The organism is Sphingobium sp. TomMM15 (assembly GCF_055397045.1).
The window spans coordinates 2,037,024-2,052,845 of record NZ_AP027314.1; the positions used below are offsets into that span (position 1 = coordinate 2,037,024).

A 15,822-nucleotide genomic window follows, 5' to 3' on the forward strand; every position below is an offset into this window, starting at 1 on the left:
TTCCCCTGAAGGAGAGAGGATGTAGTTAGAGGAAGGGGCGGATGGCGGCCAGGAAGGCGTCGCCAAAGGCGTCGAGTTTGCGCTGGCCGATGCCGCTGATGTGGCCGAGTTCGGCGAGTGTCGCAGGGCGTTGTTCGGCCATTTCGCGCAGGGTGGAATCGTGGAAGATCACATAGGGGGGCACGCCCTGTTCCTGCGCCAGTTCGCGGCGGCAGGCGCGCAGGGCGTCGAACAGCGGATCGCCGACGGGGTTTTCCGGATTGCCGTTTCGGGCGCTGCGGCGGCGGCGTTCGCGGCGTGGGGGGAGGACGAGGCTGACCTCCTCCTCGCCGCGTAGGATTGGGCGGGCGCTGGGGCCTAGTTCGAGGCCGCCATGTTCATTAGTTTGCAAAGCATCTTTTACGAGCAGGGCACGGGAGACTGGGCGGAGGAGCGCCGTCTCTTCTCCTGATACGATGCCGTAGACGGAAATCTTGTCGTGGCCGCGTTCCCGAATGCGGTCGGTGACGGCGCCGGTAAGAACCTGTTCGATATGGCCGGTGCCGAAGCTCTGACCGGTGCGATAGACGGCGGATAGATATTTGCGCGCGGTTTCGGTGGCGTCGATGCTGGGCGGGGGATTCAGGCAATTGTCGCAGTTGCCGCAGCTGGCAGGCGGGTGCTCTCCGAAATGGCGGAGGAGGATGGCGCGGCGGCAGGTGCCCGTTTCGACGAGGCCCCCGAGGGCGGTGATACGGGTGCGTTCGCCCTGCTGGCGGCTGGGGTCGAGTTCGGCGATGCGCTGGCGGGCGCGGGCGAAATCGTCGGCGCCCCAGAAGAGGTGTGCTTCGGCCGGTTCGCCGTCGCGGCCTGCGCGGCCGGATTCTTGGTAATAGCCCTCGATCGACTTGGGCAGCGCCGCGTGGGCGACGAAGCGGACGTCGGGCTTGTCGATGCCCATGCCGAAGGCGATTGTCGCGACCATGACCATGTCTTCGCTGGCGATGAAGGCGGACTGGTTGGCGGCACGCACCGCCGGATCAAGCCCGGCATGATAGGCGCGGGTCGGGCGACCGGTGCGGGTCAGGGTGTCGGCCAGCTTTTCGGTGGCCGCGCGCGTGGGGGCGTAGACGATGCCGGGACCTTCGCTGGCGGAGATGAGATCGGACAGCTGTCGCGGCAGGCCGTCGCGCGGGTGGACGGCGTAGCGGATGTTGGGCCGGTCGAACCCCGCGATGATGAGACCTTCGCGCGGGATGCCGAGCTGGACGAGGATGTCGTCGCGTGTGTGATGATCGGCGGTGGCGGTGAGCGCGAGGCGGGGGACGGTGGGAAATTCGTCCAGCAAGGGGCGGAGCAGGCGGTAGTCGGGGCGGAAATCGTGGCCCCATTCGGACACGCAATGCGCTTCGTCTATGGCAAAGAGGGCGATCTTTGCCGAGCGGAGGAGGCTGCGGAAACCTTCGCCGCTTGCGCGTTCGGGTGCGACGTAGAGCAGGTCTAGGTCGCCGTTGCGCAGGCGGTCCTGGGTTTCGCGCCAGTCGGCATCGACGCTGGTCAGGCTGGCGGCGCGGATGCCGACCGCCTGCGCCGCGCGAAGCTGGTCGTGCATCAGGGCGATGAGGGGCGAGATAACGACGCAGCAGCCATCGAGCGCGACGGCGGGGAGTTGGTAGCAGAGCGACTTGCCCGCGCCCGTTGGCATGATGGCGAGCGTTGGCTGGCCAGCCATGACGCGTCCGACGACCTGTTCCTGCACGCCGCGGAAGCCGGGAAAGCCGAAAATGTCGTGGAGGAGACTGGGGATGTCCGAACGCATCGGGCGGCTGTAGCGGGTTCGGCTGGCGAGGCAATATTTTGGGTTCACGCGGAGGCGCCGAGGCGCGGAGAAGAAAGAGCGCGAAATTTATGCGCGCAGAGGCGCAGAGGACGCAGAGCTTGTGAGGCGCTGCGCGCGGGGCGTCCCGGGGCCGGTCGATATTCAGGAGATGGCTTGTTCGAAGGCACCGAAGATAAATGCTGGTTTTCCGTGACCCTTGAAGAGAGTCACGCGCCTCGCTTCAACGCCGAGTGCTCAAACTATGTGAGTACAGGACGCGCGGAGACAGGCCGCCAGACCTGAATGTCTATCAGCCCTAGTCGATTGGGTCGAGGAGGCAGCCCCAGCCCTTGCGGTATTGCGCCGTGCGGGAAGCAAGAAGGGGGACGCTGGCTTCGACGCTGCGCGATTCGGGATTGTCGGAGAGGGTGACGAAGGTCATGCCCGGTTCCTTGTCGCCCTTGCAGCTGTCCATTGCCCGCCCCTCCACATAACGGCAGGAACAGGTGACGCGCGCGCCAAAACCCGCGCCCACGGCGGCGCGAGCGCGCAGGGCGCTCCAGTTCCATGCCAGCAGCAGGACGAGCAGCGCGACGATGGCGGCGAGCGCATAAATCCATTTCGGGCGTGCGGACATGCTCCCCTTTCCGATGAGCCGTGCTAAGGGCGCGGCTTATGAAGCTCGATCGGAAACGCGTAAAGGCTGTTGGCGCAGGCGCTGCCATTTTGTCGCTGCTGGCGCTGGCAGGTGGCCTCGCCGTGCGCGCCGCCGATCCGGAGACGGATTATCGCGTGTCGGCGGATACGGGCGTGAATGAAGGGGATTTGCGCGCCGCGATCGATCCGCTGTTCGAGGGCGACGAGGATGTCGGTGAGACGCGAGCGCTGATCGTCATGCATCGGGGCGAGATCGTCGCGGAACGCTATGCGCCCGGATTCGGGCCGGAGACCAAGCTGCTTGGCTGGTCGATGGGCAAGAGCGTGACGGCGGTGCTGGTCGGATTGATGGTCGCTGACGGGCGGTTGGCGCTGGATTCGCCGGTGCCGGTCGCGGCATGGGGTCAGCCGGGCGATCCGCGCGGAAAGATTACGCTGCGGCAATTGCTCGCCATGACGTCAGGGCTGGACCATGTCGAGGATGACGAGCCGCTGGCCGAGGCGGACACGGTGCGCATGCTGTTCACCGACGGCGCGGAGGATATGAGCGCCTTTGCCGAAGCGAAACCGCTGGCGCATGCGCCAGGGTCGCGCTTTTCCTATTCGACCGGCAATACATTGATCCTGGGCGACCTGATGGCGCGGATGCTGACCAGCAATCCCGATCCCGATGTGCGGCGGCAGGCGATGCAGACATTCATCGATGGACGACTGAAAATCCCGGCGGGGATCAAGAGCCTGACGGTGGAATATGACGCGGCAGGCACGATGATCGGCGGCAGTTTCCTGCATATGACGGCGCGCGATTATGCACGCTTTGGCGAATTGCTGCGGAACCATGGGCGCGGGCCGAACGGACATCAGATCGTGCCGGAAAAATGGGTCGATTTCATGCGCACACCTTCAGGGCGCAATGCGGCCTATGGCGCGCATCTCTGGCTGAACCGCGAAAGCGAGGAAAGCGTGCTGATGCCGGGGGATGCGCCGCGCAGCCTGTTCGGCTGTGTAGGACATGGGGGGCAATATATATTGGTGTCGCCGGGTCAGGCGCTGACGGTCGTTCGGATCGGGGCTTCGCCGGAAAAGGAGCAGCGAACGGCCGTGAAGCAAGGGCTGGCAAGATTGATGCGGCTATTTCCTGCCTGAGGGTGATTTCCGCCGGATGTTAATATGCCCGGTCATCGGGCTGAGTGATCCAGATACAAGGCACGATGCTATGGCGCCTCGCCGAGGACATCTGGGTCAGGCCCGGATGACAGCCCACGAACGCGCCACACGCAAGATATCAGTCGCCGCTAAGCCGAAGCTCCAGCGCGAACGGTGGTGGGAGGTAGCGCTGACAACAGGGCGTTGCATGATGGCGAACTCGTCTGGGCCTACGTCCGCTCGCTAAAGCATGATGATGTTTGAGTGATCGTCACCCCGGACTGGATCCGGGGTTCCACTTCTTTTCTGATGCTGCCGAGGCAGCGGGACCCCGGGTCGAGCCCGGGGTGACGGAAAATCGGCCCTAATGCTCATGCTTCCGTGTAAGACGATCACGCTATAGAGGCCGCCACGTCAACCGAGGCTGAAGCGCCCAAATAGTGCCGACCAGGTAGGCAGCAGCCGTTTTTCCAGGCCGTCGCCCGGACAGATGCGATGCACGTCCAGCAGGTCAAAGCCCGACCGCCTGCCCTCTACCGTCACTCGCCTGTCGAGATAGCGTCGCGCCGATCGGGGGGCGTCAAGCTGCCACGTGCCGCCATCATCTCTCTCCAGCGCATAGCCCCATTGGCCGATGCGCAATATTCCGGTTTCCACATGCCATGTCCCTTTGGGCATCGCGGCCTATCCCCGAACCCGCTGGCGGTGCGCCCCTTCGGCGCTGCCTGACGCCGACAGTCGATCGAATATGGCACGTTTGAGCAGCGGGGACGAGTGGATGAGGTGTTGCAGTTCGCGAATGGCGCCATCGACCACGCCCTTGTCATAATCACTGACTGTCCAACGACGGGTGGATGGGGACGTTGGATCGACGAAGAAGCATATCGTTTCCTGTTCGCCCGTCAGAAGCTCAACATGATGTTGCCTTAGCCGCTCGATCAGCATGTCAGCGACATAGTGTTCCCATTTCATATTCATGCCCGTCGTTCCAATCCTGGAATGTCATGGTCTGCCAGCACGGTAGCTGGAGCAAAAAAAGGGCGCGTCGAAATCGACGCGCCCAGTGCATGAGGAGGGTTGGATCAGAAACCGAAGCTGATGCCGCCGCGGACCTGAGCCAGGCTGTTGTGCCCACCGAAGCCGTAGCCGCCGGACAGGAACAGGTTGACGCGCTTGTTCACCGAAGTGTCGATGCCCAGCTCGATCAGGCCATGACCATCGGGATCGACGCCCTTCAGGTTGAAGGCATTGCCGCCGCCCACATATTGGACGGTGCGATCGCTGCCGATGTTGCCCTGGAAGCTGTACTGCACCTTGGCATAGGGGCGGTAAGCCACACCATCGACATCACCCAGCAGAGCGCCTGCCTTCACACCGATGACCGGCGAGAAGACCGTCTTCGACGCGTCTTCGACGTTGAGACCGATGCCTGCGCCACCTTCTTCGGTGAAGCCGTTCATCGACCAGCGGCGAAGCGCCAGCTTACCGAAGGGCGTTACGACGAGACCGTTACCGGCCGCGAAGTCATAACCCATTTCCAGGCTGGCATCCCACTGCGAACCCTTGAAGTTGCCTTCGATCGTGCGGGCAAGCAGGGTCAGGTCGCGTTCGACTTCAAACTTCGAGAAGCCGTATGCGAACTGGAAGCTGCCGTAGAAGGGACCGAAGCCCTGCGTCGCATAGGCACCGATGGTGTAGGTGCGGACCTGCGCTTCTTCCGGCGAACCCTGAGCGGTTACGTCATGCTGACCATAGCCGAAGCCGATGCCGAAGGCGCCGTCTTCCTGATAAGCGACGTCGATACCGAAGGCACCACCATAGCTGTTGGTCTTGATCTTCGACGCGCCCGAACGGGTGCCGCCCGTCTTGGCGAAGTTAGCCGAGGGGTTGAACCAGAGCTGGGTGCCCAGAGCCTCTCCATAACCGCGACGTGCCGCCAGACGGTTGACCGTGGTGTTGAAGACCGCGTTCTGATCCACCGCAGCAAGCGAACCGTAAATCTCCGCCGAGGAAAGCTCGTTGAAGACCTGCGCCGCCTGAGCGCTGTTCAGGCGCCAGTCGAGACCGGCCGCGATGTTGGCGATGTCCTGAGCGTTGGCGATCTCCGTGACCGAAGCAAAGCCATTGCCACCAGCAGCGTCCGTCTTCACCCGGGCGATGACGTCAGCCAGAGCGCTGTCGAGACCCACCGCCGCAGCAGCTGCGTTGGGGTTCGTCGCGCCGACAGCATAGCTGTTGCGGGTCGCTTCGATCGCCACGGTCTTGGCGGTCGTGTCATGCTTCAGGCCGAAGGTGACGAACTGCGAGCTAAGCGACGGGGTCGCAGTTGCCGTGACATCGCCCGTTCCGGTGTAGGTGAACAGCGTGTAGCCGTCGCCCGTGGAATAGAGGCTGTCCTTCGACACGGTCACAGCGACCTTGCCAGCCAGGTTCAGGTTCCCGTCCACCGTGACGGACGACGGAGTCGAGAAGACACCCGCATTTTCCGGAGTGGTGAAGTAGGGAATGCCGACTCCGCCGGTGATCGGGCCCAGGATTTCCGGAGCCGAACCGCCATCGTTGACGTTCAGGCTGCCGAAGCGGACCAGCGAGGGGTTGACGCCCACAACCGTCGTGCCGTTGGCAGTCTGGGTGTAGTTGCCCTGCTGATAGACTTCGATGCCCTTGATGGCTTCGGGACCCGGCGTGACGATGCTGTTGCCGACCGTGCGGATGAAGGTCGGTGCGCGGCGGCCGAGGACGAGGGTCGCATCATTGTTGATGTTGCCCTTGATCCCGAAGACCGCGTCGTCCGAAGCAACGTCCAGCTGGAGTTCGCCAGCCTGCACGTTGAGGTTGCCGACATCCATCGTCCAGGCAGCAGGCGAGGAGCCTTCAGCCGGAACATATTCGGCGCCCGTCACCACGAAGGTGCCAGCACCCGTCTTGTTGACGGTGTTGACGCCCAGCACGCGAACGGCCGTCGGGTTGAACAGCCCTTGCGCGTCTTGCGGCAGGGTCGCGACCGGCGTGAAGTTGGCCGGGGTGGTCGATCCAGCCAGCTTCAGTTCGCGGGCGCCCAGGAAACCGCCGCCGTTCAGGTTGACGGTCGTGTCGGTCAGATAGGCACCGCTGTCGTCGCGCTGTGCGTCGATGTCGCCGAGCGTGATCGACCCGTTGTTGAGGTTGATCGCCGCCTTGATGTCGGCTGTCTTGACGGCAGCTTCGCCACCCACGCTGAGGTTGAACGCGGCAGGATCAACCTGCGATGCGTTCAGGGGAACGCCCGCGCCCGAAACCAGCGAAGCCAGTTCGGAAGCGACTTCGCCCTGCGTCGATACCGCACCCGTCACGGTGAAACCGCGCGAGATGCCGTTCTGATCGACGGTGTAGGTCTGAGCCGCAGGAGCAGCCGTGACGGTGACGGCGGTCGTGTTGACCGTCGCATCGACAGTAGCCGTGCCGCTGAACACCGATCCGCCGAGCGTCGTGTTGCCCGTCAGGATGCCGTTGTTCGTGACAGCACCAGTGACGCCCTCCAGCTCGACGTCGCCAAAGGCGATGCCGTTGTTGGTGAAGCTGGCGTTGCCGCCAACCGGCGCCGCCGTAACGTTTGCCGCGATCGTGCGGGTGCCAGCGTCGGTCGGGTTGGTGTCGGTGATCGTCGCGGAGCCGCCACCGTCCAACGCGGAAACGCTGAACACATTGCCCGCACCCGGCGTGCCGAGCGAGCCATTGTTAACGAGCGAGGCGGAGGCCAGACCTTCGACATCGACATCGCCAAGGACAGTGCCGTTGTTCGTGACCGAAGCCGCGGCGCCGACCGGCTGACCCGTGAACGTCGTTACGACGCTGACGGGGGTGAAGCCATCAGCCGCATAGGTGGTGACGGTTTCTTCGCTGCTGTCGAAGCCCGAGCTGCTGGCGAAAAGGTTGCCGCCGGTGCCGTTGTTGGCATCGCCGATGACGCTGCCTTGGCCGATGGTGATCGATGCACCGCCTACGCCGGAAGCGAAGACGTTGCCTGCCACGCTGGGCACGCCCTGCTGCGAGGGAGCGTCCACGACAACCGAAGCCTGACCACCTGCGGAGGTGAAGCTGTTGGTTTGCGTGCTGGTCGTCAGCGTGTCGATACCGCCAGTGACGCTGTAATTGTCAACGCTCTCGCTGTTTGACAGGTCGGTGCCCGACGAGGCGAAGACCGATCCGCCGACCGAGCCGGTGATGTTGGCGCTCGCGTTGCCGAAAGCCGAGGTGACGCTGCCGTCACCATCGATGCGTCCGGCATTGTTGAGCGTGGCGTTGCCAGCAGCGGCCGGAGCAGTTTGCGTCGAGGTGGTGGTGACAGTAGCCGTGCCATCTCCAGCGGCGTCTACCGTCCGCGTTGCGGAGGTGGCGAATGCCACGTCAGCGGGCGTAAAGACGAAGGGGCCGACCTGCGCGGTGCTGACAGACACGTTGCCAGCGACAGCTGCATCCGCGCCGATGTCGGCCAATGCCGAAGCGGTGCCCGTAACATTCACGTTGCCACCCACATTCGCCGCACCTTGAAGCGCGACGGAAGCCGCACCGCCGGTCTGGCTCTGGGTGAACTGCGAGCTGGCGGACGAGCTGGTTCCCTGCAGAACGCCAGCGTCATAGGTGTCGGTGCTTTCCGAGGCGTTCGTCAGGTTGATGGCGAAGCCCTGGCTCGTCGAGGTGACGTTGCCCGAGATCTGGCCGCCGTTGACGTTGACCGCACTGCCTGCGTTGCCGGAGGAGAACACATCGCCGTTGCGGCCAGAATCACCGGGAGCAACCGTTCCGCTGATGTTGACGGTGCTCGTGCCGCCGGTGGTGGCGAAATCGGTCGTGTCGAGGCTGGTGGCGACGACCGTTCCGGTGCCTGCGCCATCGCGGGAGTCAGTCGCAACGTCCGTGCTGGCAGTTGCGGATGACCCACCCTGGGCTACAGAAGACACATCGCCATAGACGCTGCCGCTGACTGTCGCAGTGCTGTTGGCGGCGGAGAACTGGCTGACGCTGCCGTCATTGCCGGTGCCGAAGTTCAGCGAGCCGTTGATGCCCGCATAGGTGCCGGTGACGTCGCCGCCGACGGTTTCGCTCGAACTGCTCGACTGCGTGGTCGTGGTCGTTCCCGATACGGTGACCGTGGGACCGGTGCTGGTCGAGACCGTGCTGCCGCTCGACGCGGTGGTCTGGCCGAGGACCTGGCCATTGTTCGCGATGGTGATCGCGCCGGTGTCCGAATCGGCATCGACGTCGCCGCTGATCCGTCCAGCGGCCGCATTGGTAATCGAGATGGCACCATCAGTGGTCGAGGCCAAGGCGCTGCCGCCGACCGAGCCGCTATTGGCCAGGGTGACAGAACCGGTCGTTGCCGTGCCGACAAGGTCGCCATCGACGGAACCGTTGTTGGTGACGGAGACGTTCGCGGCATCAAGGGCTGAGCCGATCAGGCTGCCGCCGACTTCGCCCGCGGGACCGTTGACGAGCGCAACATCACCATAGGCCGAGCCGAATACGCTGCCGCCTACCGAACCGTTATTGGTGACCGAAGCCGTGCCGCCGAAGTCCGTTGCGCTGATGCTGCCCGTGACTTCGCCATTGTTGGTGGCGGTGAAGCTGTTCGCAGCGGCAGTGCTGCCGACGCCGCCAAAAGCGATGCCGGTGACCAGGCCATCGTTGGTCAGTGAAACAGCGCCATCACCCTCGCCAGCCGCATAGCCGCCCGCGACGAAATCATAGCCGACGCTGCCGCCGCTGATGTCCGCGCCCGAGGCAATCGCTACCGTAAGGTCAGGGTTTGCAGGAGTGGTGATCGCGGCATCGATGCTGGCGTTCACCGCGGCGCTTGTACCCGCGCCGGTGGGCACGTTCACAGTTGCGGGAGCGGCTGAGGCTCCACTGGCGTTGGCGAGGAGCGCCATCGCCGGCATCGAGGCTGACAAGAGCAGCATCCGATGCAGTTTCGAGTTATTTCTCATTCTTTATTCCCCTAGTCATCGTGCAAAGCCGCAAAGCCAGACGGCAGAAGGGGACATCCGGGCCGGGACGACACCACCCGACCTGCCGCATCTGATATGCGCGGTGAAATCCCCTTCACCCCCTGCACATTGCTAGACGCACTTCACGTGCGTGTGCGCAACTTGCGCAAATCTCCTATGCGCAATCGCATTCGTTCGCAATCGCTTTTTGCCGCGTCGCAAAGATGTGCGCAAATAGCTCCGAGATTTGACGGATTTGGGCCGGGATTTTGGCCTTTTCCATGAAAATTCTGGATTCTTAAGTGCGCAAATTGTATGATCGTTCAATATGCACTTGGCAGGTTTGCGACAGCGGTGTGAACGCTTCTAGAAACAACAACGAACAAAAGGCGACGCAAGGTTTGCGATCGTCGTTTCTCCAGGTGGTCGCACGGGTGTGCCAAGAACAGGCGCAGAAAAACATGTCTTTTGATTATGAGTGGGATCAGCAGAAAGCGCGTGGGCTGATCAGCTGCCTGATAGAGGAAACCGGCCTGTCGGCGACGGAAGTAGCGCGCCGATCAGGGCTGGCTCCATCGACGCTGACCCGGATTTATCCAACACCTTCGGTCGGCTATTCCCTTTCGGCCCGGAGCATATCCAAGCTCAAGGAAGCATTCCCCGAGCCATTCGCCATGTGCGAGGCAAGAGGGATCACCGCCACCCCTTCACCGGCACCTACTCATCTGGTGAAAGAGCGGCCCCTGCCCTTTGCGATGCCGAGTGAAAGGACCATCCCGGTTTATGCCGCGTCCCTGCTGTTCCCGGACGAGGACAGCATATCGTTGGCCAACGACCTGGAGATGTGGGAAGGCGACTTCACCCAGCCCGCCGCCTTTATCCCCGCGCCATTCGGCCGTGCCGACGCGGCCCGCTATTTCGCAATCTACATCCCCAGCGAAGCGATGGAGCCGAGGTTCCGGGCAGGCGAGCGGGTGATATTGGACAGGATTAAGCCTGCCTCCATTGATACCGACGTAATCGTGCAACTGCGCGACGAAGAGGAACGATCGCTTTGGACGATAGGCAGACTGAGCGCGCGGGACCGCAACCTGATCGGCCTGACCCAATATAAGGACCGGGTGACCGCTTCCATTCACCGCAGCAAGGTCCGGCATATCTTCCCGATCATCGGGATGCTCGGCGACGAGGCTTGAGGGTTGAAGCGGCCCGGCTGCCGCCAAGCTCAATATCGTTCGCCTAAAGCAGGAACTGCCCCTCTATCACCGTGCGGCAGGCGCCGGTCAGGATGACCCGATCGCCGTCCAGACGGCAGCCGAGGCGGCCGCCGCGAGCAGATGCCTGCACGGCGCTGAGCTTTACCTTATCGAGCCGGGACGCCCAGAAAGGTGTAAGCAGGCAATGGGCCGAGCCTGTCACAGGATCCTCGTCCACGCCGCCGCCGGGCACGAAGACGCGGCTGACGATGTCGCTGTCCTCGCCCGGTGCCGTAGCAATCAGCATGATGTCGCCCAGCGCTCGCAATGCCGCAAAGTCAGGCTGGAGCGCCCGGACGGCGGCGGCGTCAGGGAAGATGAACAGGCTGTATCCGCCGTCGCGCCAATGGGACTCAAGCGGCTTCCCGCCGAGCCCGGTCGCAAGATCGGGCAGCGCGCGCGGTTCCATATGCCACGCGGGGAGGGAAAGGGCGTAGCCATCCCGGTCACGCGCAACCGTCAGCACGCCCGCGTCACGGGTGCGGAAGCGCAGCGCGGTGCGGCCGCCCATCAGCACATGGCCGCTCGCCAGCGTGGCATGGCCGCAAAGCTTCACCTCGACCGTGGGCGTGAACCAGCGCAGCGCATAATCGGCGTCGGGATCATCGGGCGTCGGAACGGTGAAGGCGGTTTCCGACAGGTTGTTTTCAGCCGCGATCGCCTGGAGGGTGGCATCGTCCAACCAGCGGCCGAGCGGCATCACGGCAGCCGGATTTCCGGTGAAGGGCGCGTCGGCGAATGCGTCAACCTGGGTGAAGGGAAGGCTGGTCATGGATTGGGTTTCCGCTGGCTTGTGAGGCGGATGATGACGCGCGGTGACACCGGGCGATAGGGCCAGCGAGGAGACATTGGTCTGGATGTGCGTCAAGGGGGAGAGTGATCTGGCGTTCGATGCAGGGGCCTGAGATGCCAGCTTTCGCTGGCATGACGTAGGTGGGGGAAAGGAAATGGGCCAGCCATATGGAATGGCTGGCCCGTGTTCGCGGCTTGAGGGGACGCTTTGACCGTCAATCCAATTTTGGCCCGAAGGCCGGTGAGGAATGACGCTCCCCAGGCTTACGCACTGCCGCTCGCCCTCCCGCGGGCGATCGATGCTGACGATGTTAACGCAGATTCACTGAGTCGTCTCGCGCAAACATGGTTTTCAACGGGTAATCGGCTCGTGTCAGCCGGTTATGCGCCGCCGCATTGCGCGCGATGCAGGAGTTTCTGGTCCGCCAGCACCAGCGCCATCATCGCTTCCACGACGGGTACGCCGCGAATCCCGACACAGGGGTCGTGGCGACCCTTCGTGATGATGTCGGAAGCTTCGCCATCGCGCGTGATTGTTTCGACGGGGATGAGGATCGAGCTGGTCGGCTTGAAAGCGACGCGCAGCTTCACCGGCTGGCCGGTCGAGATGCCGCCTGCAATGCCGCCAGCATGATTGGCAAGAAAGGCTGGCCCCTCTTCGCCCGGACGCATGGGATCGGCATTTTCCTCGCCACGCAGGCGGGCAGCGGCGAAACCGTCGCCGATTTCCACGCCCTTGACCGCGTTGATGCTCATCATCGCGGCGGCGAGTTCGCTGTCGAGCTTGGCGTAGAGCGGCGCGCCCCAGCCTGCGGGCACGCCGGACGCGACGCATTCGACCACGGCGCCAAGGGACGAACCGTCCTTGCGCGCGCCGTCCACCAGTTGCTCCCACCGCTTGGCAGCTTCAGGGTCGGGGCAGAAGAAGGGGTTATTGTCGATTTCCGCCGCGTCAAAACGGGCATAGTCGATCGCGTCGCCGCCTATCTCACTAACATAGGCGAAGATATCGACCTCCGGCAGGACGAGGCGGGCAACCGCGCCCGCAGCGACACGGCTGGCGGTTTCACGCGCCGACGAACGGCCGCCGCCGCGATAGTCGCGAAAGCCATATTTGGCATCATAGGCATAGTCGGCATGACCCGGCCGATAAGCCTTGGCGACGTCCGAATAATCCTTCGACCGCTGATCGGTATTCTCGATCATCAGGCTGATCGGGGTGCCGGTGGTCTTGCCTTCGAACACGCCCGACAGGATGCGGACCTCGTCCGGTTCGCGGCGTTGGGTCGTGAACTTCGATGTGCCGGGCTTGCGCTTGTCCAGGAAGGGCTGGATGTCGGCTTCGCTGATCGGCAGGCCGGGAGGGCAGCCATCGACGATCGCGCCGATGGCTGGACCATGACTCTCGCCCCAGGTGGTGAAGCGGAATACGCGGCCGAAGGTGTTGAAGCTCATATCCTGTCCCTAGCCCGGATCAGCCCTTGTCGAGCGCGATATCCGGCGCGTCTTCGGCCTTCATGCCGATGACATTGTAGCCAGCGTCGACATGATGGACTTCGCCGGTCACGCCCGATGCCAGATCCGACAGGAGGTAGAGGGCCGCGCCGCCGACATCCTCAATCGTCACATTGCGGCGGAGCGGGCTGTTCAGCTCATTCCACTTCATGATGTAGCGGAAGTCGCCGATGCCGCTGGCGGCCAGCGTCTTGATGGGGCCTGCCGAAATGGCGTTGACGCGGATATTTTCCGGTCCCAGGTCCATTGCCAGATATTTGACGCTGGTTTCCAGGGCCGCCTTGGCCACGCCCATGACGTTGTAATGGGGGATGACCTTTTCGGCGCCATAATAGGACAGCGTCAGCATGCTGCCGCCCTCGGCCATCAGAGCGCGGGCACGTTTGGCGACGGCGACGAAGCTGTAGGCGGAGATGTTCATCGTCATCAGGAAATTTTCGAGGCTGGTGTCGACATATTTGCCGCGCAGCTCATTCTTGTCGGAAAAGCCGATCGCGTGGACCACGAAATCGAGCTTGCCCCAGCGTGCCTTCACTTCGTCGAAGGCCGCGTCGAGCTTGTCCATGTCGGAAACGTCGCAATCGATCAGAAAGTCCGATCCCAGTTCCTCGGCAAGCGGGCGCACGCGCTTGGCCAGCGCATCGCCCTGATAGGAGAAGGCGAGTTCCGCCCCCTGTGCGCGCAATGCCTTGGAAATGCCCCATGCGAGCGACTTGTCATTCGCCAGGCCCATGATGAGACCTCGTTTTCCCGCCATCAAGCCCGTCATTCTACCGTCCCGTTCCCTTTACGATCCTCCATGCCACGCTCCACTTCCTCTTCGGGAAATTCGGCAAGCGCCGCATTGAGTTCCGCGCCAATTACCACGCCAAGCCCGACGAGGAAGAAAAAAATGAGTGTGATCATTACGCCAGCCAGACTGCCATAGGTGCGGTCATAGCCGCCGAGCAGCGAAAGGGTGGGCGGCAGCAGCATGGTGACGCCATACCACCAAAGCGCCGTGGCGACCGCGCCGGGCCATTTGGGAAAGCGTTTGTCCTTGTAGGCGCTGGGTGTCAGCGAGAAATAGAGATAATAAAGGGCGACGCAGAGGATCAGCATCGGCAGGGCGCGCGTCAGGGTGACGATCTGCATCGCCTGGTCCGCGAAGGGCAGCAGCTGGTGCAGGAACTGGTCGATGCCGGTTATGACGACCTGAAGGGAAAAGGCGAACATCACGGCAAACACGCTGACCAACGTGATGCCGATGGCGGTCAGGCGATAGTGCCAGAAAGGGCGCGTGCTTTTGGTGCCGTAGGCGCGGCGGAGAATGTCGCGGATGGTTTCGATGAGGCTCCCCACCGTCCACAAGCCGACAAGGCCGCCCAGCCATAGGAGAGGGCCGGTGCGTGCGGTGAGCACGTCGATGATCGGCTGCTTCACCACGCTGGCGACGCCGGGCGGCACGGTTTCAAGGAAAGCGCCCACCGCCGCCAGGCCATCCTGCGACCGGCCGAAGATGCTGGCTACCGCCGCCGCGACGATGAAGAAGGGGAAGAGCGTCATCAGCGAAAGATAGGCGAGGTTTCCCGCGTGGATGAAGCCATCGCTATAGGTGCCGACAGCCACCCGCTTCATGATTTCGAAGGCGTGGCTGCCGGGTCGGACCTTGGCTATGCCGCGGTTGAGATGGGCACGAGCGTCGTCCGCGATCCGTTTGCGGCGGGATTCGGGTGAGTAGGGTGAAGGCTGCGGCATGCCCTCCTAACGTCCTAAACGCCCAGATGGGCGCGAACGGCACGGCCATCCTGCCAGCTTTCGACCAGCGACAGGATCGCCGGGTCGTCGCCGGGGATGTCGATCAGCAGGCGGACGAGCTGATCGCCCCGCTCCCCAGCCTTGTGCGTGAAGCCCTTGCCGCGCAGGCGCAGCGTCTTGCCCGATGTGGTCCCGGCGGGGACGCCGAGCATCACCGGACCATCGACGGTGGGCACCTTGACCTTGCCGCCCTTCACCGCTTCGTCGAGGGTGATGGGGAGGTCGAGCAGCACATTGTCGCCGTCGCGGGTGAAGAATGGGTGCGGTTTCACCTCGATAGTGACGATCGCGTCCCCTGCCCCGGCTGGCCCCGCCTGCCCCTTCCCCGACAGCCGCATCTGCGTGCCGGTTTCGACGCCAGCAGGCAGCTTGAGGTCGATGCTCTTGCCGTCCTGCAGGGTGATCCGCTGCGGCGCGAGGGTGGCCGCGTCGACGAACGCGACGGCCAAGCGGTAGGACACATTGGCCCCCTTTTGCGGCGGGCCGCCACGGCCAAAGCCACCGAAACCGCCGCCACCGCGCCGGGCGCCGCCGCCGCTGAACAATCCTTCGAAAATGTCGCCGAAGTCGGCACCTTCGTTGAATTCAAAGCCGCCGCCGCCACCCGGACGTCCACGAAAACCGCCGCCGCCAGCGCCGCCAAATCCGAAGGGAGCGGTGGGATTGCCGTCGCCGTCAATCTCTCCCCGGTCGAAACGCGCGCGCTTATCCTTGTCCGACAGCAGCTCATAGGCGCTGGAAACCGACGAGAAACGCTCGGCCGCCTTGGGATTATCCTGATTCCGGTCAGGGTGAAGCTCCTTGGCGAGCTTGCGGTAGGCCGACTTGATCTCTGCCTCGCTCGCGCCGCGCGCGACGCCCAGTATGGAGTAGGGATCCGCCATTGCCGAGTGTC

At 63.6% G+C, this 15,822-nt stretch carries 12 protein-coding genes; 2 read left to right on the forward strand and 10 right to left on the reverse strand.

The features are described 5' to 3' along the window. Positions 1 to 25 precede the first annotated feature (25 nt). Entirely contained in the window at positions 26 to 1,798 is a 1,773-nt protein-coding gene (gene recQ / locus ACZ51H_RS10155; protein WP_464802885.1) for a DNA helicase RecQ, read from the reverse strand. A gap of 316 nt (positions 1,799 to 2,114) precedes the next feature. Next, positions 2,115 to 2,435, reverse strand: a complete 321-nt coding sequence (locus ACZ51H_RS10160) for a hypothetical protein (protein ID WP_464801742.1) — start codon at positions 2,433 to 2,435, stop codon at positions 2,115 to 2,117. 38 nt (positions 2,436 to 2,473) lie between these two features. Between ACZ51H_RS10160 and ACZ51H_RS10165 the strand changes: the two genes are divergently transcribed. Continuing rightward, positions 2,474 to 3,601, forward strand: coding sequence for a serine hydrolase domain-containing protein (locus tag ACZ51H_RS10165; protein WP_464801743.1), 1,128 nt, complete (start codon positions 2,474 to 2,476; stop codon positions 3,599 to 3,601). Positions 3,602 to 4,015: 414 nt separating this feature from the next. On the opposite strand, the gene ACZ51H_RS10170 is transcribed toward ACZ51H_RS10165, so the two are convergent. The 3 genes from ACZ51H_RS10170 to ACZ51H_RS10180 all read right to left on the reverse strand — a co-directional run bounded on the left by ACZ51H_RS10170 (position 4,016) and on the right by ACZ51H_RS10180 (position 9,567). Then, positions 4,016 to 4,279, reverse strand: a complete 264-nt coding sequence (locus ACZ51H_RS10170) for a DUF5818 domain-containing protein (protein ID WP_449474341.1) — start codon at positions 4,277 to 4,279, stop codon at positions 4,016 to 4,018. A 6-nt stretch (positions 4,280 to 4,285) separates the two neighbouring features. Next, positions 4,286 to 4,579 carry a hypothetical protein gene (locus ACZ51H_RS10175; RefSeq protein WP_464797237.1) on the reverse strand — a complete coding sequence of 98 codons (294 nt, stop codon included), beginning with the start codon at positions 4,577 to 4,579 and terminating at the stop codon, positions 4,286 to 4,288. A gap of 104 nt (positions 4,580 to 4,683) precedes the next feature. Beyond that, a complete protein-coding gene (locus tag ACZ51H_RS10180) occupies positions 4,684 to 9,567 on the reverse strand; it encodes an autotransporter domain-containing protein (protein ID WP_464801744.1) in 4,884 nt (1,627 codons plus the stop codon). Between the two features lie 461 nt (positions 9,568 to 10,028). On the opposite strand from ACZ51H_RS10180, the gene ACZ51H_RS10185 reads away from it, so the two are divergent. Next, entirely contained in the window at positions 10,029 to 10,763 is a 735-nt protein-coding gene (locus tag ACZ51H_RS10185) for a hypothetical protein (protein ID WP_449474344.1), read from the forward strand. Positions 10,764 to 10,806: 43 nt separating this feature from the next. Here ACZ51H_RS10185 and ACZ51H_RS10190 read toward each other — a convergent pair whose 3' ends face one another. The 5 genes from ACZ51H_RS10190 to ACZ51H_RS10210 form a co-directional block, all read right to left on the reverse strand. Then, positions 10,807 to 11,595, reverse strand: coding sequence for a PhzF family phenazine biosynthesis protein (locus ACZ51H_RS10190; protein ID WP_464801745.1), 789 nt, complete (start codon positions 11,593 to 11,595; stop codon positions 10,807 to 10,809). A 401-nt stretch (positions 11,596 to 11,996) separates the two neighbouring features. Further along, on the reverse strand, positions 11,997 to 13,070 hold the full coding sequence (aroC, locus tag ACZ51H_RS10195) for a chorismate synthase (protein WP_464801746.1): 1,074 nt from the start codon (positions 13,068 to 13,070) through the stop codon (positions 11,997 to 11,999). Positions 13,071 to 13,089: 19 nt separating this feature from the next. Beyond that, the gene (fabI, locus tag ACZ51H_RS10200; protein ID WP_464801747.1) at positions 13,090 to 13,899 is read right to left on the reverse strand and encodes an enoyl-ACP reductase FabI; all 810 of its coding nucleotides are present in this window, start codon (positions 13,897 to 13,899) and stop codon (positions 13,090 to 13,092) included. Further along, positions 13,896 to 14,867 carry a YihY/virulence factor BrkB family protein gene (locus ACZ51H_RS10205; RefSeq protein ID WP_449474348.1) on the reverse strand — a complete coding sequence of 324 codons (972 nt, stop codon included), beginning with the start codon at positions 14,865 to 14,867 and terminating at the stop codon, positions 13,896 to 13,898. Before ACZ51H_RS10205 ends, fabI begins: the two co-directional genes overlap by 4 nt. Before the next feature lie 14 nt (positions 14,868 to 14,881). Then, positions 14,882 to 15,811 carry a DnaJ C-terminal domain-containing protein gene (locus tag ACZ51H_RS10210; protein WP_464801748.1) on the reverse strand — a complete coding sequence of 310 codons (930 nt, stop codon included), beginning with the start codon at positions 15,809 to 15,811 and terminating at the stop codon, positions 14,882 to 14,884. Positions 15,812 to 15,822: the final 11 nt, after the last annotated feature.